This window comes from Halomonas organivorans (genome assembly GCF_014192055.1).
Classification (GTDB): Bacteria; Pseudomonadota; Gammaproteobacteria; order Pseudomonadales; family Halomonadaceae; genus Halomonas; species Halomonas organivorans.
The window spans coordinates 1-20,227 of the sequence record NZ_JACHXM010000042.1 but is presented as its reverse complement, the minus strand read 5'-3'; the positions used below and the strand labels follow the sequence as shown (position 1 = coordinate 20,227).

Annotated in this window: 18 protein-coding genes; 17 read left to right on the top strand and 1 reads right to left on the bottom strand. The window is 67.4% G+C overall.

Annotation, left to right across the window (positions count from 1 at the left end; genetic code table 11):
• Positions 1-217 precede the first annotated feature (217 nt).
• The 12 genes from ribBA (at position 218) to FHR96_RS20870 (ending at position 14,623) form a co-directional block, all read left to right on the top strand.
• Positions 218-1,384, top strand: coding sequence for a bifunctional 3,4-dihydroxy-2-butanone-4-phosphate synthase/GTP cyclohydrolase II (ribBA, locus tag FHR96_RS20925; protein WP_183389654.1), 1,167 nt, complete (start codon positions 218-220; stop codon positions 1,382-1,384).
• Between the two features lie 81 nt (positions 1,385-1,465).
• Positions 1,466-1,960, top strand: a complete 495-nt coding sequence (ribH, locus tag FHR96_RS20920) for a 6,7-dimethyl-8-ribityllumazine synthase (RefSeq protein WP_183389653.1) — start codon at positions 1,466-1,468, stop codon at positions 1,958-1,960.
• Complete coding sequence (gene nusB, locus FHR96_RS20915; RefSeq protein WP_183389652.1) at positions 1,957-2,457, top strand: transcription antitermination factor NusB; 501 nt, start codon at positions 1,957-1,959, stop codon at positions 2,455-2,457. The genes ribH and nusB overlap by 4 nt, the downstream gene beginning before the upstream one ends.
• 12 nt (positions 2,458-2,469) lie before the next feature.
• Positions 2,470-3,423 carry a thiamine-phosphate kinase gene (thiL, locus tag FHR96_RS20910; RefSeq protein WP_183389651.1) on the top strand — a complete coding sequence of 318 codons (954 nt, stop codon included), beginning with the start codon at positions 2,470-2,472 and terminating at the stop codon, positions 3,421-3,423.
• A complete protein-coding gene (locus FHR96_RS20905; RefSeq protein ID WP_183389650.1) occupies positions 3,420-3,893 on the top strand; it encodes a phosphatidylglycerophosphatase A family protein in 474 nt (157 codons plus the stop codon). The genes thiL and FHR96_RS20905 overlap by 4 nt, the downstream gene beginning before the upstream one ends.
• Positions 3,894-3,927: 34 nt before the next feature.
• Positions 3,928-5,172 (top strand): DUF945 family protein, encoded by a 1,245-nt coding sequence (locus FHR96_RS20900; protein ID WP_183389649.1) that lies wholly within the window; start codon positions 3,928-3,930, stop codon positions 5,170-5,172.
• Between the two features lie 79 nt (positions 5,173-5,251).
• Positions 5,252-7,687: an endopeptidase La gene (gene lon / locus FHR96_RS20895; protein WP_183389648.1), complete on the top strand. Its 2,436-nt coding sequence runs from the start codon at positions 5,252-5,254 to the stop codon at positions 7,685-7,687.
• 354 nt (positions 7,688-8,041) lie between these two features.
• Positions 8,042-9,046 carry a thiamine ABC transporter substrate binding subunit gene (thiB, locus tag FHR96_RS20890; protein WP_183389647.1) on the top strand — a complete coding sequence of 335 codons (1,005 nt, stop codon included), beginning with the start codon at positions 8,042-8,044 and terminating at the stop codon, positions 9,044-9,046.
• 2 nt (positions 9,047-9,048) lie between these two features.
• Entirely contained in the window at positions 9,049-10,722 is a 1,674-nt protein-coding gene (gene thiP / locus FHR96_RS20885) for a thiamine/thiamine pyrophosphate ABC transporter permease (protein WP_246393071.1), read from the top strand.
• Positions 10,723-10,743: 21 nt separating this feature from the next.
• Positions 10,744-11,388, top strand: a complete 645-nt coding sequence (locus tag FHR96_RS20880; RefSeq protein ID WP_183389645.1) for an ATP-binding cassette domain-containing protein — start codon at positions 10,744-10,746, stop codon at positions 11,386-11,388.
• Positions 11,389-11,614: 226 nt separating this feature from the next.
• Entirely contained in the window at positions 11,615-13,459 is a 1,845-nt protein-coding gene (ilvD, locus tag FHR96_RS20875; protein ID WP_183389644.1) for a dihydroxy-acid dehydratase, read from the top strand.
• Positions 13,460-13,531: 72 nt separating this feature from the next.
• Positions 13,532-14,623 carry an oxidoreductase gene (locus tag FHR96_RS20870; protein ID WP_183389643.1) on the top strand — a complete coding sequence of 364 codons (1,092 nt, stop codon included), beginning with the start codon at positions 13,532-13,534 and terminating at the stop codon, positions 14,621-14,623.
• 40 nt (positions 14,624-14,663) lie between these two features.
• Here the strand turns inward: FHR96_RS20870 and nudE are convergent, their stop codons facing one another.
• Positions 14,664-15,248, bottom strand: coding sequence for an ADP compounds hydrolase NudE (nudE, locus tag FHR96_RS20865; protein WP_183389642.1), 585 nt, complete (start codon positions 15,246-15,248; stop codon positions 14,664-14,666).
• Positions 15,249-15,448: 200 nt separating this feature from the next.
• On the opposite strand from nudE, the gene yrfG reads away from it, so the two are divergent.
• The 5 genes from yrfG (at position 15,449) to msrB (ending at position 19,981) form a co-directional block, all read left to right on the top strand.
• Positions 15,449-16,126 (top strand): GMP/IMP nucleotidase, encoded by a 678-nt coding sequence (yrfG, locus tag FHR96_RS20860; protein ID WP_183389641.1) that lies wholly within the window; start codon positions 15,449-15,451, stop codon positions 16,124-16,126.
• A complete protein-coding gene (locus FHR96_RS20855; protein ID WP_183389640.1) occupies positions 16,123-16,503 on the top strand; it encodes an RNA-binding S4 domain-containing protein in 381 nt (126 codons plus the stop codon). The genes yrfG and FHR96_RS20855 overlap by 4 nt, the downstream gene beginning before the upstream one ends.
• Positions 16,504-16,605: 102 nt before the next feature.
• On the top strand, positions 16,606-17,478 hold the full coding sequence (hslO, locus tag FHR96_RS20850; RefSeq protein ID WP_183389639.1) for an Hsp33 family molecular chaperone HslO: 873 nt from the start codon (positions 16,606-16,608) through the stop codon (positions 17,476-17,478).
• Positions 17,479-17,720: 242 nt separating this feature from the next.
• Entirely contained in the window at positions 17,721-19,301 is a 1,581-nt protein-coding gene (locus tag FHR96_RS20845; RefSeq protein WP_183389638.1) for a phosphoenolpyruvate carboxykinase, read from the top strand.
• A gap of 182 nt (positions 19,302-19,483) precedes the next feature.
• Positions 19,484-19,981, top strand: a complete 498-nt coding sequence (gene msrB, locus FHR96_RS20840; protein ID WP_183389637.1) for a peptide-methionine (R)-S-oxide reductase MsrB — start codon at positions 19,484-19,486, stop codon at positions 19,979-19,981.
• Positions 19,982-20,227 lie beyond the last annotated feature (246 nt).

Here is a 20,227-nt window from a genome sequence, read left to right as displayed (position 1 = left end):
CGAAGCCCGAAGCCCGAAGCCCGAAGCCCGAAGCCCGAAGCCCGAAGCCCGAAGCCCGAAGCCCGAAGCCCGAAGCCCGAAGCCCGAAGCCCGAACGCCATACTGGCGCCCGGGGCCGTGCCACGGTACCCTGACGCGGTTTCGAGGCGGGCGACGCCCGACGGCGACGACGATGTCGTTGCCTCGCGACGACCGCAGCAGACTCAGTGGAGATTCCATGGAGCACTCCTCCTCCGGGGGCCTGGCCCCCATCGCCGAACTGATCGAAGACATCCGCCAGGGGCGGATGGTGATCCTGATGGACGACGAGGATCGCGAGAACGAAGGCGACATCATCATGGCTGCCGAGAAGGTGGAGGCCGAGCACATCAACTTCATGGCCCGCCACGCTCGGGGCCTGATCTGCCTGCCGATGACCCGCGAGCGCTGCGAGCGCCTGCAGCTGCCGCTGATGGTGCGCGACAACGGCTCCGGTTTCGGCACCAAGTTCACGCTGTCGATCGAGGCCGCCGAGGGCGTGACCACCGGGATCTCCGCCGCCGACCGGGCGCGCACCGTCCAGGCGGCGGTGGCTCGTGACGCCCAGGCCGCCGATATCGTTCAGCCTGGCCACATCTTTCCGTTGATGGCCGAGCCCGGCGGTGTGCTGCGGCGTGCCGGCCATACCGAGGCGGCCTGCGACCTGTCGGCCCTGGCCGGCCTGGACCCCAGCGGTGTGATCTGCGAAGTGATGAGCGACGACGGCAGCATGGCGCGGCGGCCGGAGCTCGAGGCCTTCGCCCGCGAGCATGGTCTGAAGATGGGCACCATCGCCGACCTGATCCACTATCGCATCCACAACGAGCAGACCGTGGAATCGCTGGAGTCGATGCCGGTGCAGACGCCCCATGGCGAGCTGACCCTGCACGTCTTCCGCGATCGTATCCAGGGCGCCCATCACCTGGCGCTGGTCAAGGGGCATCCCCATCCGGAGGCCTTGACCACGGTGCGTGTGCATCTGACCAACGTGATGCGCGACCTGCTGTCGCTGCAGAAGGGCGAGCACGATAGCTGGACCGCCCATGAGGCCATCGCCGAGATCGCCCGCGCCGACCAGGGCGTGTTCGTGCTGCTCGACGACGGCCGCTCGCGCCAGGATCTCCGCGACCTCCTCGACGTCTTCCTGGAGCGTCGCCGGCCGCCACGCACTTCCGATTCAGACGGCGCCGGCAACTACCTGACGATCGGCACCGGCTCGCAGATCCTGCGTGACCTGGGCGTGGGCCGTATGCGCCTGCTCAGTTCGCCGTGGAGATTCTCGGCGCTCTCCGGCTTTGACCTGGAAGTGGTCGAGCGGCTCGAGCCTGGCCAGCCGCCGGCTGCCGAGGGTGACGACGGCGCCTGACGCCCCTACCGACATCTCGCCGAGGCGCCCTCAGCGCGCCCTCGGCGATTCCGTATCATCGGGTTCAGCAGGAAAGAGACCATGCAACCGATTTCCCAAGTCGAAGGCAGTTTCGTCGACGTCGATGGCCGCTACGTGATCGTAGTGGGCCGCTTCAATCATCATGTGGTGGACAGCCTGGTCGAGGGCGCCGTGGATAGCCTGGTGCGCCATGGCGTGGACGAGGACAACATCGACATCGTCCACACCCCCGGAGCCTGGGAATTGCCGCTGGCCATCAAGCGCGTGCTCCAGGTCGCCCGCCCCGAGGCGGTCATCGCCCTGGGCGCGGTGATTCGCGGCGGCACGCCGCACTTCGAGCACGTGGCCGGCGAGTGCAACTCGGCCATGAGCCGCCTGCAGCTGGAGTTCGATACCCCCGTGGCCAACGGCGTGCTGACCGTCAACTCCATCGAGCAGGCCATCGAGCGGGCCGGCACCAAGGCTGGCAACAAGGGTACCGAGGCGGCCATGGCGGCCATGGAGATGGTCTCGCTGCTGCGCCGCTTCGGCGACGGCGGGGAGGAGGCGCAATGAGCGAGCAGCGACGTGCACCGTCCAAGGCCCAGTTGGCCCGCCATGCGGCCCGTGAGCTGGCCATCCAGGGGCTTTACCAGTGGCAGTTGACCGGCAAGTCCATCAGCGCCGTGGAGGCCGAGTTCCGCAGCCAGGTGGCCGACGATGACCTGGAGGACCACGAGAACTGGCACAAGGTCATGGAAATCGCCGACCTGGCCCTTTTCCATCAGCTGCTGCACGAGGTGGCCCGTCATCGCCGCGAGATGGACGCCGCCATCGCGCCGCTGCTCGACCGTCGCCTCGAGGATCTCGACCTCATCGAACTGTCCATCCTGCGCCTGGGCGCCTATGAGCTCGCCAAGCGCCCCGAGGTGCCCTATCGCGCGGTGATCAACGAGGGCGTCGAACTGGCCAAGTCCTTCGGGGCCACCGAAGGGCACAAGTACGTCAACGGCATCCTCGACAAGCTCGCCGCCCGACTGCGCGGCGCCGAGGTCTCTGCGCGTCGTCGCTGAGGCCTTTATCGGATGTACAGCGAATTCGAGCTGATCGCCCGCTACCTTGCCCCGACGTCGGCCGCGGACGCCGCCGGGGTCGAGCTCGGGGTTGGCGACGACTGTGCCTTGCTGGTGCCCACGCCGGGCATGCGGCTGGCGATGAGCGTCGACACCTCGGTGGCCGACGTTCATTTTCCCGCCGATGCGCCGGCGGCGGCCGTCGGCCACCGGGCGCTGGCGGTCAGCCTGAGTGATCTGGCCGCCATGGGGGCCAGCGCGCGCTGGTGCCTGATGTCGCTGACCCTGCCCACGGCCGACGAGGCCTGGGTGGCCGACTTCGCGGCAGGGTTCCATGCCCTGTGCAAGGCGAGTGGCGTCACCCTGGCCGGCGGTGACGTCACCCGCGGGGAATTGGCGGTGGGCGTGACGGTGATCGGCGAGGTTCCCGAGGGGCAGGCCCTGACCCGACGCGGTGCGCGACCCGGCGAGGTGGTGGCGGTGACCGGTGCCCTTGGCGGCGGCGCGGGTGGCCTGGCGCGCTGGCAGGCAGGTCGGCGTGACCGCGACGATCCCTTGCTGCGTCGCTACCTCACGCCCGAACCGAGGCTCGCGGCGGGCATGGCCCTGCGCGAGCTGGCCAGCGCGGCGATCGATGTCTCGGATGGCCTGCTGGCCGACCTGGGGCACCTCTGTGCGGCCTCCGGGGTGGGCGTGGCCTTGAGCCCGGAGGCGCTGCCGCTGGCCGAGGGGCTCGCGGCGGCGCTTGGCGATTCGGGTGCCCGGCGTGCCGCCCTGAGCGGCGGCGACGACTATGAACTGCTGGTGACGCTGCCGGCCGAGTGTCTCGCGCCGGCCTGCGAGCGTCTGGCCGCCGACGGTTTGGCGCTGACCGCGATCGGTCGCGTCACCGACACCCCCGGCATCACCGGGGTGGCCGAGAAGGGCGTCGCGGGCTGGCAGCATTTCTCAGGAGACGCGTCATGAACCGTGCCCCCCAGAGCGTCTGGCATCGGCCGGTCCACTTCCTTGCCTTCGGTTTCGGCAGCGGTGCCGTTCCCTTTGCCCCGGGTACCTTCGGCACCCTGGCGGCCATTCCCTTCTACTGGCTGATGTCGGAGCTGCCGCTGGGCTGGTATCTGCTGGTGGTGGCCATCACCTTCGTGTGGGGCATCTGGCTGTGTGAAAAGAGTTCCCGCGACCTGGGGGTCCATGATCACTCCGGCATCGTCTGGGACGAGTTCGTCGGCTACTGGTTGACCATGACCGCAGTGCCCTTCTCCTGGGAGGCCGCGCTGTGGGGCTTCGTGGCCTTCCGGATCTTCGATGTCTTCAAGCCCTGGCCGATTCGCTGGGCCGACCGCCGGGTCGCCGGGGGCTTCGGCATCATGATCGACGACGTCCTGGCCAGCGCCTATGCCTGGTGTACGATGCACCTTTGGTTCTGGCTGCACTGAGGCCGGCGGGCGGTACGGTGACAAGGAGTGAGCGATGCGCAAGGAGCGCTTGATCGTGCCGGTGCTGGCGGTGCTGGCGCTTGCCTGGGCGGTGGCCCAGACGCTGTCCGGCCTGCTGTTCGAGCGACAGCTCGCACGGGCCGTCAAGGAGCTCCAGCTGCGAGGGGAGCTGACGGTTCGTCGCAGCGACGTCGAGCATGGCTGGCTGACCTCGCACGGTGTTCTTCACCTGTCGCCGCTGTTGGGCGATGCCTGGCATCTCGATCTCGTCTATCGTGCCCGACACGGTGTGCTGAGCACCGTGCTGGATGGAACCTTGCGCCCCCATGCTTCGGGGACTGGCGAGACCGCGCTCGGCGATGCCCGGATCGCCCCGCCGGAGTGGAATGCCCGCTTCAGCCCCTATACCGAGACGCTGGACGCGGCGCTGGAGCTCGCGCCGATCGTCTTTCACCAGCAGGGGCGAACCCTGACCCTGCAGGGCGGGCGCGTCGCCATTCACGGCGGTATCGGTGACTGGCAGCTGCGGGCACGCCTGGCGGCCGTGCGCCTGGACGATGGCGAGACGAGCCTGAGGGCCGGGCCGATCGTGCTGGAGAGTCGCTACGCTTATACCCAGCCAGCCCTCCACTTCAATCAGAATGATCGTCTACGTATTCAGGACCTGGCCTGGCGATCGCCGGAGCTGGCCTTCGACGCCGACGAGATCACTCTGCAGACGCGCACCGTGCTGGACGCCGAGGAACTGCGCCTCAAGGGCAAGCTGGAGCTCGGCGAGATTCACTCGGCAGACGACGTATTGCTGTCGGGAGGCGTGGTCGCCGAGCTCTCGCGGCTCGATGCCGATGCCCTGCGCCGCCTGCTGGCCACCCTGCGCCGAGAGACCGCTCACGGCCACATCGCCGAGGATGACAAGGCCTCGGCCATCGAGTTGAACCGGGTGCTGCGCTCGCTGCTGGCCGATTCGCCGCGGCTCGACATCCTCGAGGCGGATCTCGACAGTCCCATGCTGGGGCTGTCGCTGACCGGTGAGGGGGTGCTGGTCTTCGATGCCCGCGACCTCGAGTCACTGGATCCGCTGGCGTTGCTGACGGCGCGGGAGCGCGCCGAGTGGCGCGAGCGCCTCGACGGCGACTTCCTGTGGCAAGAGCTGCCGCCGGTGATCGCGCTGTGGCTGGGGCTGCCGCTGGATACCCGGGAACTGCAGGTCGATGTGGTCAGTGGACGGGTCCGGATCAACGGTCGCCCCCTGCCGCCGGCCCTCGAACACTGGCAATGACTTGAAGTTTTGCCGTGTCGCCCGCATTCCCGAAGACATCACGGGCCGAGATGCCCCGCTCCTTCAGGATGAGGTAGGCATGAGCGAAGACGATCAGCGTTTTGAACAGGATGGCCTGGAATGGGTGCAGGCCGATAGCGAGACGGAAGACGAGTTCGATCTCGATGAGGGCGCAGGCCATGCGGTCGTGCCGGCGAGCGATACCTTGCCGGAACGGGTCTACCTGCTGCCGATTCACAATCGCCCCTTCTTTCCCGCCCAGGTCCAGCCGCTGGTGATCAACCGCGAGCGCTGGGAGGAGACCATCCGGCGAGTCGGCAATACGCCGCATCACATGGTCGGGCTGGCCTTCGTCGGCGAGGCGGGGGTCGATGAGCTGGGCCAGGAGGATTTCCCCGAGGTGGGCACGGCGGTCAAGGTGCACAAGCTTCAGGGTGAGGATGCCCAGCTGCAGTTCATCGCCCAGGGCATGCGCCGCTTCCGCATCCAGCGCTGGCTCTCCAAGGAGCCGCCTTACCTGGTCGAGGTCAGCTATCCCCGTGAGCCGGTGGATGCCGAGGACGAGGAGACTCGCGCCTACGCCATGGCATTGATCAACGGCATCAAGGAATTGCTGCCGATCAATCCGCTATACGGTGAGGAACTCAAGCACTACCTCAATCGCTTCAGCCCCCATGAGCCGGGCCCGCTCACCGACTTCGCCGCGGCCATCACCTCGGCCAAGGGGCCGGAGCTGCAGGACGTGCTGGAATCGCTGCCGGTGATGGAGCGCATGCAGAAGGTGCTGCCGCTGCTGCGCAAGGAGATCGACGTCGCCCGGCTGCAGAGCGAGATCAGCGAGCAGGTCAATGCCCAGATGCAGGAGCGCCAGCGGGAGTTCTTCCTGCGCGAGCAGCTCAAGATCATCCAGCGCGAACTGGGCATCTCGAAGGACGACCGCGAGAACGACGTCGACACCTTCCGCGGCCGGCTGGCCGACAAGACGGTCCCCGAGCGGGTCCAGGCGCGCATCGACGACGAGCTCGAGAAACTCTCGGTGCTCGAGACCGGCTCGCCAGAGTATGGCACTACCCGACACTACCTGGACTGGCTGACCTCATTGCCCTGGGGCATCACCAGCGACGACCAGCTCGACCTAGGCCATGCCCGGCAGGTGCTCGACCGCGACCATGATGGCCTCAAGGACGTCAAGGAGCGCATCGTCGAGTTCCTCGCCGAGGGTACCTTCAAGGGTGACGTCGGCGGTTCGATCCTGCTGCTGGTGGGGCCGCCCGGCGTCGGCAAGACCTCGGTGGGGCGCTCCATCGCCGAGGCCCTGGGCCGCCGATTCTATCGTTTCTCGGTGGGCGGCATGCGCGACGAGGCCGAGATCAAGGGCCACCGTCGCACTTACGTGGGTGCCATGCCCGGCAAGCTGGTGCAGGCCATCAAGGAAGTCGACGTCGAGAACCCGGTGATCATGCTCGACGAGATCGACAAGATGGGCCAGTCGTTCCAGGGCGATCCGGCCTCGGCGCTGCTCGAGGTGCTCGACCCGGAGCAGAACGTCGATTTCCTCGACCACTATCTGGACGTGCGCCTGGATCTCTCCAAGGTGCTGTTCGTGTGCACCGCCAATACCCTGGACTCGATTCCGCCGGCGCTGCTGGATCGCATGGAGCAGATTCGCCTGTCCGGCTACATCGCCCAGGAGAAGGTGGCCATCGCCAAGCACCACCTTTGGCCCAAGCTGCTCGAGCGCGACCGTATTCCCAAGAAGCGCATCAACCTCACCGATGCGGCGCTGCGCCAGGTGATCGAGGGCTACGCTCGGGAGGCCGGCGTGCGCCAGCTCGAGAAGCAGCTGCACCGCATCGTGCGCAAGGCGGCGGTCAAGCTGCTCGAGAACGACCAGCAGACGGTCAAGGTCTCGGTGAACAACCTCGAGGAATTTCTCGGCGCGCCGCTGTTCCGCAAGGAAAAGGTGATGAAGGGCGAGGGGGTGGTCACGGGGCTCGCCTGGACGTCCATGGGCGGCGCGACCCTGTCGGTGGAGGCCGGCAAGGTGCATGCCCTGGATCGCGGCTTCAAGCTCACCGGCCAGTTGGGCGACGTGATGAAGGAGTCGGCCAACATCGCCTACAGCTACGTGTTGGGCCATCTCGGCGAGTACGGTGCCGACCCGGACTTCTTCGACTCCGCCTTCGTGCACCTGCACGTGCCGGAGGGTGCCACGCCCAAGGACGGTCCCTCGGCCGGGGTGACCATGACCACGGCGCTGCTGTCGCTCGCCAAGCACCGGCCCATCGACCGCTCGCTGGCGATGACCGGCGAGCTGACCCTGACCGGCCACGTGCTGCCGGTGGGCGGCATCCGCGAGAAGATCATCGCCGCCCGGCGCAGCGAGATCTTCGAGGTGATCCTGCCCGAGGCCAACCGCCGCGACTACGAGGAACTGCCCGACTACCTCCGGGAGGGCATGACGGTGCACTTCGCCGCTCGCTACAGGGATGTGGCGAAGGTGGTCTTCGGCTGAGGAAAACACCGATTTATTGCTGCGCTTGATGACCCACAGGGACGTGGGAAGTGCGTTGGTTCGTCGGGAACGAACCTAGCGATCCTGGCCGTCGGCGGTGTCGAGGCGTCGAACCGTCGCTATCCTCATGTAGCAGGCTACACTCCGGTAGCTGCGCTCCGGCGGCGGCCAGCCTCTCTTCGCTCGCGACATAAATCGGCGCTTTCCTGATCGTCAGGGAAGCAGTCGGGCTAACGCTCAAGGGGCGCCGTGAACAGGTCGCCGGATAACCTCATACCTGCGCGCCCGCCGATGGCATAATGGCGGGCGCGTTTTCGTGTCCGATTCCCCACTTCTCGAACAACAGGAATGCCCATGCCTCTCAAGGTTTACGCCGCCGGTGCGTCGCTGGCGGTGCTGCTGGTCGCCGGTGTCGCGCAGGCCGGCGAGACGCTCACCGTCTACACCTACGATTCCTTCGTCTCCGAGTGGGGCCCTGGCCCCGGCATCGAGAAGGCCTTCGAGGCTCGCTGCGACTGCGACCTCGAGTTCGTGGCGCTGCCCGGCGGCGTCGATATCCTCCAGCGGCTGCGCCTGGAGGGCCAGGGCACCGCCGCCGACGTGGTGCTGGGGCTGGACATGAACCTGATGGCCGAAGCCCGCTCGCTGGACCTGCTGGCGCCCCACGGCGTCGACACGGCAGCGCTCGATCTGCCCATCGCCTGGGACGATGACACCTTCCTGCCCTACGACTGGGGGCATTTCGCCTTCGTCTACGACACCGAGCAGCTCAGCGACCCGCCCGACAGCTTCGAAGCGCTGCTCGAGGCCCCGGAGGACGTCAAGGTGATCCTCCAGGACCCGCGCACCAGCGTCACCGGCCTCGGGCTGCTGCTGTGGATCAAGAAGGTCTACGGCGAGCAGGCCCCGGAGGTCTGGTCGCGTCTCCAGGAGCGGGTGCTGACCGTCACCAATGGCTGGAGCCAGGCCTATTTCTCGCTGTTCATGAATGGCGAAGCGCCGATGGTGCTTTCCTATGCCACGTCGCCGGCCTACCACATGGCCGTCGAGGGCACCGATCGCTACCAGGCCGCCGAATTCGAGGAGGGGCATTATCTTCAGGTGGAGACCGCGGCCATGGTGGCGGACACCGAACAGCCCGAGCTCGCCCGGAAGTTCCTGGCCTTCGTGCTGACTCCGGACTTCCAGCGCCACATCCCGCTGGGCAACGTCATGCACCCGGCCATCGACCTGGGGGATGAGTTGCCGGCGGTGTACGACCGGCTGATCGCACCGAAGAGCCTGGCCTTCAGCCCCGAGGAGGTCCAGGCGCACCGCCGCGAGTGGATCCGCGAGTGGCGCAACGCCGTCGCCCAGTGAGGATGGCGTCACGCTGGGCCACGCATTCGCGCTGGCCCCTAACAGCCGGCATCGTGGCGCTTGTCGCGGTGGCAGGGCTCGGGCTCGGCAGTCTGGGAGCGCTGCTGTGGCAGGCACGCGAGCTGCATCCGGCGATGCTGTGGCAGGAACCGTGGCTGGCCGCCGTACTGCGCTTCACCCTGTGGCAGGCCAGCCTCTCCACGCTGCTCTCGATCGGCCTGGCGATGCCCGTGGCGCTGGCGCTGGCCCGGCGGCCGCATTTCTTCGGCCGGCGCCTGCTGCTGCGGGCCATGGAGCTGTCGCTGGTGATCCCGAGCCTGATCGCGCTGTTCGGGCTGGTCGCCGTGCACGGCCGGCGCGGCTGGCTGGCGCCGCTGCGTGACGCCCTCGGCGGGCTGCCCGACGACTACCTGTACGGTCTCTCCGGCATCGTGCTGGCCCACGTGTTCTACAACCTGCCGCTGGCGGCCCGGCTGATGCTGCAGGCGCTCGAGGAAGCGCCGCCCGCGCAATGGCGGTTGGCCGGCCAATTGGGGCTCTCTAGAGGGGCGCTTTGGAAAGCGCTGGAATGGCCGCGGTTGGCGCCGCTGCTGCCGCGGCTCGCCGCCCTGGTGTTCACGCTGTGCTTCACCAGCTTCGCCATCGTCATGACCCTGGGCGGCGGCCCCGCTTCCTCGACCCTGGAAGTGGCGCTCTACCAGGCGATGAAGTTCGATCACGACCTGGCGCTCGCGGCGCTGCTGGCGCTGACCCAACTGGCGATCTGCCTGACGCTGTGGCTCCTCGCGCTGTCCCGAGGCGGTACGCCGAGACTTGCTGTGGGCGGGCATCCCAGCCGCTCGGCCGGGCGCTGGTGGCGACGCGACGCCCTGGGCATCTCGCGATTCACCGATGCCTGTTGGCTTGCGGGGCTCGCCGCGCTGCTGCTGCCGCCCCTGGCGGCGGTGCTGGTGGCCGGAGTGCTAGGCCTGCCGGACATGCCGCGGGGCGCAAGCCTGGCGCCTGCGGCCCTGCGAAGCCTTTCCATGGCACTCGGCGCCGGTCTCGGTGCGCTGGCCCTGGCGGTGGCGCTGCTCGCCGGACGCCAGTGGCTGCGCGATACCCGGCACCCCCTGGCCGCCACCGTCATGGAGGGCGGCGGCCAGCTGATCCTGGTGATTCCGGCACTGGTGTTCGGCACGGGGCTGTTCCTGCTGCTGCGACCGCGCCTCGGCAGCGGCTGGGAGGGCTACGCCCTGGTGGTACTGGTCAACGCCTTCATGGCGCTGCCCTTCGCCATGCAGGTGATCCGCGGTGCGCTGCCGGGCCTCTCGGCGCCCGAGCGGCGCCTGGCCGACCAGTTCGGGGTGCACGGCTGGGCGCGGCTGCGCTGGCTGCAGTGGCCGAGGCTGCGTCGTCCGCTGGCCCTGGCGCTGGCCTACGCGATGACGCTGTCGCTGGGCGACTTCAGCGTGATTGCCCTGTTCGGCAGCCCCTCGGCGCCGACCCTGCCGATGCTGCTCTTCCAGCAGCTGGGCGGCTATCGCTGGCAGGGGGCGGCGGCCACCGCGCTGCTGCTGCTTGCTCTGGTCATGCTGGTGTTCGCCGCGCTCGATCGGTTGACCCGACGGCCGCCGCGCTATGGCTGGGGAAGAGAGAAAGGGAAGAGGGAAGGGGAAGAGGTGAGTAGTGAGTAGGAGAGACGATGGTGAGGCGATATGCTGCGTTGCGATGATGTGAGTTTTCACTATGAGCGCTGCGATCCCGGCGAGATCCCCGATTTCCGTTTCTCGTTCGGGCTCGCGCCGGGGGAGTGCCTGGCGGTCGAGGGGCCATCCGGGGCCGGCAAGAGCACGCTGCTGGCGCTGCTGGCCGGCTTCCTGGAGCCCGGCGGCGGCCGGCTGACCTGGCAGGGGCGCGATCTGCTGTCGTTGCCGCCCTGGGAGCGAGGGATCACCACGGTGTTCCAGGACCACAACCTCTTCGACCACCTGCCGGTGTGGCTCAACGTGGGGCTTGGCCTGGCCTCGGACATGAAGCTGTCCCGAGGGCAGCGCTCGCGGGTTCGCGAGGGATTGGCCGAGGTGGGGCTGGCCGGGCTTCACGACCGCATGCCTGACGAGCTCTCCGGTGGCCAGCGCCAGCGAGTGGCGCTGCTGAGGGCGCTGCTGCGCGGTGCGCCGCTGCTGCTGCTCGACGAGCCCTTCACCGGGCTGGACGACGCCACCCGGCGCGGCCTGTGGGATCTCGTGCGTCGTCAGATGTCGGCGGGCGTGGCGGTGCTGCTGGTCAGCCACGATCGCGACGACATCGAGGCGCTGGCCGATCGTCGCTGCCGGCTCGAGGCGGGGCGGCTGGTGTGACCCGGCTTCGCCGGTAGCGGAAAGCCCTTAGCGGCAAGGGGGAAGAAGGAAGAGGGAAGAGAAACCCGCCGGCGGCGCGAGGTGGCAAGGCACTGGCCCCTCGCCCGGGCTCATGACAGAATCGGAGAACTGGACACCGAAGATCGCCCGGGCCTTCGTACGAATCCACTCGACGACCGCGTATTCGCGCGGCCATGGGCGGCAGGCAGCATTTCAAGAGGACACCATGCCCGAGTATCGTTCCCGCACCACCACCGCCGGCCGCAACATGGCCGGGGCCCGCGCCCTGTGGCGTGCCACCGGCATGAAGGACGATGATTTCCACAAGCCGATCATCGCCGTGGCCAATTCCTTCACCCAGTTCGTGCCCGGCCACGTGCATCTCAAGGACATGGGCCAGCTGGTCGCCCGGGAGATCGAGAAGGCCGGCGGGGTGGCCAAGGAGTTCAACACCATCGCCGTGGACGACGGCATCGCCATGGGCCACGACGGCATGCTCTACTCGCTGCCGAGCCGCGACATCATCGCCGACAGCGTCGAGTACATGGTCAACGGCCACTGTGCCGACGCCCTGGTGTGCATCTCCAACTGCGACAAGATCACCCCGGGCATGCTGATGGCCGCCATGCGCCTCAACATTCCGGTGATCTTCGTCTCCGGCGGCCCCATGGAGGCCGGCAAGACCAAGCTGCTCGACCACGGCCTCGACCTGGTCGATGCCATGGTCATGGCCGCCGATGACTCGGTGGACGACGAGACCCTGAGCGAGGTCGAGCGCAGCGCCTGCCCGACCTGCGGCAGCTGCTCCGGCATGTTCACCGCCAACTCCATGAACTGCCTGACCGAGGCGCTGGGTCTGGCGCTGCCGGGCAACGGCACCCTGCTGGCCACCCATGGCGACCGTCGCCGGCTGTTCGAGACGGCGGGCCATCGCATCGTCGAGCTGGCCAAGCGCTATTACGAGGGCGACGAGGCGCACCTGCTGCCGCGCGCCATCGGTTCCAAGGCGGCGTTCAAGAACGCCATGACCCTGGATATCGCCATGGGCGGCTCCACCAACACCATCCTGCACCTGCTGGCCGCGGCCCAGGAGGCGGAGATCGATTTCGACATGGACGATATCGACCGCCTGTCCCGCGAGGTGCCGCAGCTGTGCAAGGTGGCGCCCAACACCCAGAAATATCATATCGAGGACGTGCACCGCGCCGGCGGCATCATGGCGATCCTCGGCGAGCTGGACCGCGCCGGCGTGCTGGATACCCGGGTACCCACCGTCTACGGCGACAGCCTGGCCGAAGCGCTCGAGGAATGGGACATCATGCGCTCGCCGAGCGCCGAGGTGGTGGAGTTCTACAAGGCGGGCCCCGGTGGCGTCCCCACCCAGACCGCGTTCTCCCAGAGCGCCCGCTGGCCGAGCCTCGACGGCGACCGTGCCACCGGCTGCATCCGCGACCTGGCGCATGCCTTCTCGCAGGAGGGGGGGCTGGCCGTGCTCAAGGGCAACATCGCCCTCGACGGCTGCGTGGTGAAGTCCGCCGGCGTCGACGAGTCGATCCTGGTCTTCGAGGGCCCGGCCCACGTGGTGGAGTCCCAGGACCAGGCGGTTGAGCACATTCTCGACGGCAAGGTGGTCGAAGGCGAGGTAGTGGTGATCCGCTACGAGGGGCCCAAGGGCGGCCCGGGCATGCAGGAGATGCTCTACCCGACCTCATACCTGAAGTCCAAGGGCCTGGGCAAGGGCTGCGCGCTGCTCACCGACGGCCGCTTCTCCGGCGGCACCTCGGGGCTGTCGATCGGTCACGCCTCGCCCGAGGCGGCCGCCGGCGGCGCCATCGGCCTGGTGCGGAGCGGCGACGTCATCCGCATCGACATCCCCAACCGGACCATCGACGTCAAGCTCTCCGACGAGGAGCTCGCCGAGCGGCGCCGCGCCGAGGAAGCCCGCGGCCGCGACGCCTGGAAGCCGAGCATCCAGCGCGTGCGCAAGGTCTCGGCGGCCCTGAAGGCCTATGCGCTGCTCGCCACCTCCGCCGACAAGGGCGCGGTGCGCGACCTGACCAAGCTTGACTGAGCCGTCGGCCCCGGCTTCGGCCGGGGTGCTAGCATCCCCCGATTCGACTCGATTCAGCACGGAAGCCGCGGTATGAAGACCCAGACCCTCTACGTCGGCCTGATCGGTTTCGGCATGGCCGGCAGGACCTTTCATGCGCCCCTGATCCAGGCGGCCCCGGGACTCGAGCTTTCCGCCGTGGTCTCGAGCGATGCCGACGCGGTGCACGAGCGCTACCCCGAGGTGGCGGTGCACGCCAAGGCGGTGTCGCTGTTCGCCGATCCGGACATCGACCTGGTGGTGATCGCCACCCCCAACGAGACGCATTTTCCGCTGGCCAAGGCGGCGCTGGCCAAGGGCAAGCACGTGGTGCTCGACAAGCCCTTCGCCGTGTCGCTGGCCGAGGCGCGTCAGCTCAAGATCCAGGCTGACGGCGCCGAGCGTCTGCTCAGCGTCTTCCATAACCGACGCTGGGACAGTGACTTCCTGACCCTCAAGGCGCTGCTCGACGAAGCGCGCCTGGGACGGGTGGTGGAAGTGGAATCTCGCTTCGACCGTTTCCGCCCGGTGGTCCCCGATCGCTGGCGGGAGCAGCATCGCCCCGGCAGCGGCATCTGGTACGACCTGGGCCCGCATCTGCTCGACCAGGCCCGAGCGCTGTTCGGTATGCCGCGGGCGATCCTGCTGGAGCTGGCCACGCTGCGCGATGGCGCCGAGATCGACGACGATTTCGTGGCGGTGCTGGAATACGAACGTCTGCGGGTGACCCTGAGGGCCAGCACCCTGGTGGCCGAGCCTACGCCGCGGCTGCGGGTGAACGGCACCCGGGGCAGCTTCGTCAAGTATGGCCTCGACCCCCAGGAGGGGTGGCTCAAGGAGGGCGAGAGCCCGCAGCCGGCCTGGGGCGTCGATCCCTCGCCGGGGCGCTTGACCCTGAACGAGGGGGAGGGCGACGAGGTGGCTCTCGCGCACCATGAGGTCGAGGGCGTGCCCGGGGACTACCGAGCCTATTACGACGGCGTCGCCCGCACCCTGCTGCGTGGCACGCCGCCGCCGGTCACCGCCGACGAGGCGCTGGACGTGATGAGCCTGCTCGAGGCGGGCCTCGACAGCTATCGCCAGGGACGCTGGGTCAAGCTCAAGGAAGGCGGCAGCCTGTCGCGCCGGCTTCACGCCAAGGGCTGACGTTCCTGGCGGTGACCTTCTTGGAGACGAGGAGAGGCCGCTACCAGAGTGTGGGCGTGACGGCTTCGTTGCGCACCTTGTCCCGGGCGATGTACAGGGCCGCGATGGCCCTGGCTTCGTGGAAGTCTTCCCGCGCCAGCAGGGCGCCGATCTCGTCGATGGCATGGGTCTCGACGATCAGCGGCTCCGGCTCGTCCCCCGGCAGGCGTCGGGGGTAGAGGTCGGTGGCCAGCATCACCTGCATGCGATGACGCATGTAGTTCGGTGCCAGGGTCAGCTCCACCAGCGGTTCCAGGCGATGGGCGCCGAAGCCGCATTCCTCCATCAGTTCACGGTTGGCGGCAGTGACCAGGTCCTCGCCGGGGTCCACCAGCCCCTTGGGCAGGGTCAGGGCGTAGTCTTCGACGCCAGCGGCGTATTCGCGGATCAACAGCACGTGCTCCGGGTCGGGCATGGCCACGATCATGACCGCCCCGATGCCGCGTCCGGTGCCACCCAGCCGCTCGAAGGTGCGTTCGGCGCCATTGGCGAAGCGCAGCTCCATCTCCTCGACGTGGAACAGACGGCTGCGCGCGACGCTGCGTCGAGCCAGAACCTGCGGCTTGCGGGGGGCGTGGTCGGTCATGGGGTCTCCGGTCGTTCGCTGCGAATGCCGAGGCGCTATCGCCTGATCGACACACTCAATCACGGCGATAGCCGCGGGCATTCGGGGGTTGGAATGCGTCCGCTGCATCGATTGGTTACACTATCACGTCTTCCCCCTGGCGGACGTCACCGCGTCGCCCCCGACGACTGTCCCTGAACACTGTCCTTGAAAGGAGTCCCATGATCGACTGGCGTGCGATCGATACCGTTCTTCTCGACATGGACGGCACCCTGCTGGACCTGCATTTCGATAGCCACTTCTGGCTGGAACACCTGCCGCGTCGCTATGTGGAGCTGCATCGGCTCGACGAGGCGAGCCAGGAGGAGATCCGTGCGCGGATCCTTCGCGAGCAGGGCACCCTGAACTGGTACAGCCTGGCTTACTGGAGCCGTGAACTGGGTGTCGACATCGTGGCGCTCAAGCGCGAGGTCCAGCACCTGATCGGACTGCGCAGCGATGCCCTGGACTTCCTGCGCTGGCTCAAGCGCGCCCACCCCCGGGTGGTGCTTGCCACCAATGCCGACCGCGAGAGCCTGGCGCTCAAGCTGCCGCTGACCGGGCTCGAGGACTATCTGGACGCCATCGTCTCCTCCGCCGACCTGGGCGTGCCCAAGGAAGCCCAGGAGTTCTGGTTTGCCCTCCAGGACGTCGAACCCTTCGACCCGGCTCGCACGCTGTTCATCGATGACAATCCGGCGGTGCTGGAGAGCGCCAGGGAGTTCGGCATTCGTCATTTGCTCGGCATCAAGCGGCCCGACAGCCGTCGGCCCGAGAAAGAGCTCGAGGAATTCATCGCTCTCGATCGCTTCGCCGCCATCCTGCCCGATGAGAGGCCCGGCGACGAGGAGGACGCATGAGTGGTGTACGGCTCGACAAATGGCTGTGGGCAGCACGTTTCTTCAAGACCCGTGGCCTGGCCAAGAAGGCCATTGAAGGCGGCAAGGTGAACTACAATGGCGCGCGGGCCAAGACCAGCAAGACCGTGGAGGTCGGTGCCCTGATTCGCCTGCCCCAGGGCTGGGATACCTGGGAGGTCGAGGTGATGGCGCTGTCCGAGCAGCGCCGTGGCGCCCCCGAGGCACGCGAGCTCTATCGCGAGACCGCGGAAAGCGAGGCGCGTCGCACTCGGGAGGCCGAAAACCGCCGTCAGGCCAATCAGGCCATGCAGCATCCGCTCAAGCGCCCCGACAAGAAGCAGCGCCGCGAGATCAAGCGATTCATGCGGGGTGAATGAAGAGGGAAGAAGCAAGAGGGAAGAGCGAGCAAGGTCGGCGGGACTTCTTGCTCTCTTCCCTCTTACCTCTTAATTTCGTACGACTTAGCTCAGGCAAGCATCATGAACGACCAGATCCAACGCTTCCTCTTCGAGGACACCAACGTGCGCGGCGAGATCGTGACCCTCGAGCAGGCGCATGCCGAAGTCATGGATCGCCACGACTATCCGCCGGCGGTGACCCGTCAGCTCGGCGAGCTGCTGGCCGCCGTGGCGTTGCTGACCGAGACCATCAAGCTCGACGGCACCATGAGCATCGAGGTCCGCGGCAAGGGGCCGCTTTCGCTGCTGATGGCCGAGTCCAACCCCGGCGGCGAGCTGCGCGCCATCGCCCGACTCGACGAGGAGGCGGCGCTGCCTGCCGAAGACGCCGGTTTCTCCGAGCTGGTGGGCGAGGGGCAGGTCACCATCACCCTGGACCCCCGTGGCGGGCATCGCTACCAGGGTATCGTGGCGCTGAACCGCGATAGCCTGGCCGGATGTCTGGAAGATTACTTCGCCCAGTCCGAACAGCTCCCCACCCGGCTGTGGTTGGCCGACGACGGCCAGCGGGCCGGTGGGCTGCTGCTGCAGCGACTCCCCGATGAGGCGCTGAACCAGGACGAGGATGCCTGGGAGCGTACCGTCCACCTGGCCTCGACCCTCAGCGAGACTGAGTTGCTTGCCGTCGAGCAACTGGAGCTGCTGCATCGCCTCTATCATGAGGAGACCGTGCGTGTCTTCGAGCCCAAGGCGCTACGCTTCGCCTGCACCTGCTCCCGGGAGCGCATTGCTGGGGCCCTGATGTCGCTGGGTGGCGAAGAGCTGCACGCCATCCTCGCCGAACAGGGGGGGATCGCCACCCAGTGTCATTTCTGTCATACCCGCTATGAGTTCACCGTCGCCGAAGTGGAGGCGATGCTGGAAGATCCCGAGGAGCCACCGACCTTGCACTGAGCTCGCGTCGATATCTGTGCTTAACGGAGTCGATTTGGTAGTAAAATTACTATAACGTCGCGTAACGACGTCGTTTCCTGTCGCCGGGGCCGGCTTTTTGCCATAATGCGCCGCGTTCATCCGTATTTCGGCCGCCGCTCACTAGAAGACGGTCAACCGCTGGTGGCGGTCGAGGATGAACCGACACCGCGTCATGGACGCCCGGCAAACGAGAGAGATGGCCGCAAGGCCCAGGAAACGATATGACCACGACTCAAGCCGCCCCCAAGGCCGCCGGCGATAAGGCCCCCATCGCCCACGTCAACCTGTCCAGCGCCGAGCTGATCGAGCGGGCCGTGGCCAATGGCGAAGGCCGCCTGTCCGCCGATGGAGCTCTGGTGGTGAACACCGGCGAGCGCACGGGACGTTCCCCCAAGGACCGCTTCATCGTCGACGAGCCTTCCACGCGAGGCGAGATCGACTGGGGCAGCGTCAACCAGCCCTTCGACGCCCAGCGTTTCGACGCCCTCTGGTCGCGCGTCGAGGCCCACCTGGCCGGCAATGAGCACTACGTCTCGGAGCTTCACGTGGGCAGCGACCCCGCCCACTACCAGCCGGTACGGGTGACCACCCAGACCGCCTGGCACAACCTGTTCGGCCGCACCCTGTTCGTGCGTCCCGAGGCCTACAATCCCTCGGCCAAGGACGAGTGGACGGTGCTCAACGCCCCCGGGTTCACCTGCGAGCCGGGCCGTGACGGTACCAACTCCGACGGCTGCGTGATCCTCAATTTCGCCGAGAAGAAGGTGCTGATCGCCGGCATGCGCTATGCCGGCGAGATGAAGAAGGCGATGTTCTCGGTGCAGAATTTCCTGCTGCCGGCCGCCGACGTGCTTCCCATGCACTGCAGCGCCAATGTGGGCGAGGACGGCGAGACCACGCTGTTCTTCGGCCTCTCGGGAACGGGCAAGACCACGCTGTCCGCCGATCCTGCGCGCTTTCTGATCGGCGACGACGAGCATGGCTGGGGCCCCGGCACCGTGTTCAACATCGAGGGCGGCTGCTACGCCAAGTGCATCGATCTTTCCGAGAAGAACGAGCCGGTGATCTGGAACGCCATCAAGTTCGGCACCGTGCTGGAGAACGTGGTGCTCGACGAGCGCCGCCAGCCGGACTACGGCGACGATAGCCTGACCCAGAACTCACGCGCCGCCTATCCGCTCGAGCACATCGGCAAGCGTGTCCCCGAGAACCGCGCCGGTGAGCCCAACGCCATCGTCTTCCTGACCTGCGACATGAGCGGCGTGCTGCCGCCGGTCTCGGTGCTCTCCAAGGAGGCCGCCGCCTACCACTTCCTGTCCGGCTATACCGCCAAGGTGGGCTCCACCGAGATGGGCTCTTCCGAAGGGCTTGCGGCGACCTTCTCCACCTGCTTCGGTGCGCCCTTCTTTCCACGCCCGGCCCGGGTCTATGCCGACCTGTTGATCAAGCGCGTGGCCGAGCAGGACGCGCAGGTCTACCTGGTCAACACCGGCTGGACCGGTGGCGCCTATGGCGAGGGTGGCGCGCGCTTCTCCATTCCGACGACTCGCGCCATCATCGGCGCCATCCAGTCCGGCGTGCTGCGCGATGCGCAAACGCATACCATCGAGGGCCTGAACCTGGCCGTGCCGACCTCCGTGCCCGGGGTCGATTCTCGCCTGCTCGACCCGCGCGAGACCTGGGAGGACAAGGCCGCCTACGACCGTCACCTGCGTGATCTAGCGGCCAAGTTCGTCGACAACTTCAAGAAGTTCGATGGCGTGAGCCCGGCCATCGTGGCCGCGGGCCCGAGCCTGACCTGAGGCAGTCCGGGCGGACCCCGGCGTTCCGGTCGTGTCCGAGAGGGGGGAGCCTTGGCTGCCCCCTTTTTGTCGTGAAGGCTGTCGTGACACTTTCGTGAGGCTTTCGAGAAGGAGCGGGGCTTATGGTAAGGATGCCGTGGCAAACCCGACACGGGGTGATCACACGCCAATGGAGGCGCATCATGAAACGACGCAACTTCCTTGGGCTACTGGGGCTCGGTGGTCTGGCCGGTCTGGCGCCGGGGCTGGCCTCCGCGCGTCCCAAACTCGACCTGCAGCCCGCGCCGGGGCTGGAAGCGCTGGAGCTCAGCGCAGCCGAGTGGCGGGAGCGGCTCGGCGATGAACGCTTCCGGATCCTGCGCGAGGCGGGCACCGAGCCGGCGTTCTCTAGCCCGCTGGACAAGGAGACCCGCGACGGAGAGTACCGCTGCGCCGGCTGCGACCTGTTGCTGTTCGAAAGCCGGATGAAATACGACTCCGGCACCGGCTGGCCGAGCTTCTTCACTCATGTGGAGGGGCACCTGCTCACCGAGCTGGACCTGGTGATGCTGATCCCGCGTACCGAATACCACTGTGCGCGCTGCGGTGGTCATCAGGGCCACGTCTTCGAGGACGGCCCCGAGCCCACCGGACTGCGCTGGTGCAATAACGGCCTGGCGCTGCGCTTCGTGCCGGCATAGCCGGGCCCCGGCTTCGCCGGGAGCTAGAAGCTGGAAGAACGCCCGCTTCGCGGGCTAAAGCTGGAAGCTTGAAGAAAACCCGGCCGGGCTTCGTCCGGAGCTTGAAGTCATAAGCTTGAAGCTGGAAGAAAACCCTTGACCCCATGATGTCGGGTTCATGCTGCCTTCCAGCTTCCAGCTTCCAGCTTCCAGCTTCCAGCTTCCAGCTTCCAGCTTCCAGCTTCCAGCTTCCAGCTTCCAGCTTCC

Excerpts from the sequence above, each read along its gene's own strand:
- thiB (WP_183389647.1), top strand. The coding sequence starts at position 8,042 with ATGCCTCTCAAGGTTTACGCCGCCGGTGCGTCGCTGGCGGTGCTGCTG.
- FHR96_RS20845 (WP_183389638.1), top strand. The coding sequence starts at position 17,721 with ATGACCACGACTCAAGCCGCCCCCAAGGCCGCCGGCGATAAGGCCCCC.
- yrfG (WP_183389641.1), top strand. The coding sequence starts at position 15,449 with ATGATCGACTGGCGTGCGATCGATACCGTTCTTCTCGACATGGACGGC.
- thiL (WP_183389651.1), top strand. The coding sequence starts at position 2,470 with ATGTACAGCGAATTCGAGCTGATCGCCCGCTACCTTGCCCCGACGTCG.
- FHR96_RS20905 (WP_183389650.1), top strand. The coding sequence starts at position 3,420 with ATGAACCGTGCCCCCCAGAGCGTCTGGCATCGGCCGGTCCACTTCCTT.
- FHR96_RS20880 (WP_183389645.1), top strand. The coding sequence starts at position 10,744 with ATGCTGCGTTGCGATGATGTGAGTTTTCACTATGAGCGCTGCGATCCC.
- FHR96_RS20855 (WP_183389640.1), top strand. The coding sequence starts at position 16,123 with ATGAGTGGTGTACGGCTCGACAAATGGCTGTGGGCAGCACGTTTCTTC.
- nusB (WP_183389652.1), top strand. The coding sequence starts at position 1,957 with ATGAGCGAGCAGCGACGTGCACCGTCCAAGGCCCAGTTGGCCCGCCAT.
- hslO (WP_183389639.1), top strand. The coding sequence starts at position 16,606 with ATGAACGACCAGATCCAACGCTTCCTCTTCGAGGACACCAACGTGCGC.
- ribBA (WP_183389654.1), top strand. The coding sequence starts at position 218 with ATGGAGCACTCCTCCTCCGGGGGCCTGGCCCCCATCGCCGAACTGATC.
- lon (WP_183389648.1), top strand. The coding sequence starts at position 5,252 with ATGAGCGAAGACGATCAGCGTTTTGAACAGGATGGCCTGGAATGGGTG.
- ilvD (WP_183389644.1), top strand. The coding sequence starts at position 11,615 with ATGCCCGAGTATCGTTCCCGCACCACCACCGCCGGCCGCAACATGGCC.
- msrB (WP_183389637.1), top strand. The coding sequence starts at position 19,484 with ATGAAACGACGCAACTTCCTTGGGCTACTGGGGCTCGGTGGTCTGGCC.
- ribH (WP_183389653.1), top strand. The coding sequence starts at position 1,466 with ATGCAACCGATTTCCCAAGTCGAAGGCAGTTTCGTCGACGTCGATGGC.
- FHR96_RS20870 (WP_183389643.1), top strand. The coding sequence starts at position 13,532 with ATGAAGACCCAGACCCTCTACGTCGGCCTGATCGGTTTCGGCATGGCC.
- nudE (WP_183389642.1), bottom strand. The coding sequence starts at position 15,248 with ATGACCGACCACGCCCCCCGCAAGCCGCAGGTTCTGGCTCGACGCAGC.
- FHR96_RS20900 (WP_183389649.1), top strand. The coding sequence starts at position 3,928 with ATGCGCAAGGAGCGCTTGATCGTGCCGGTGCTGGCGGTGCTGGCGCTT.
- thiP (WP_246393071.1), top strand. The coding sequence starts at position 9,049 with ATGGCGTCACGCTGGGCCACGCATTCGCGCTGGCCCCTAACAGCCGGC.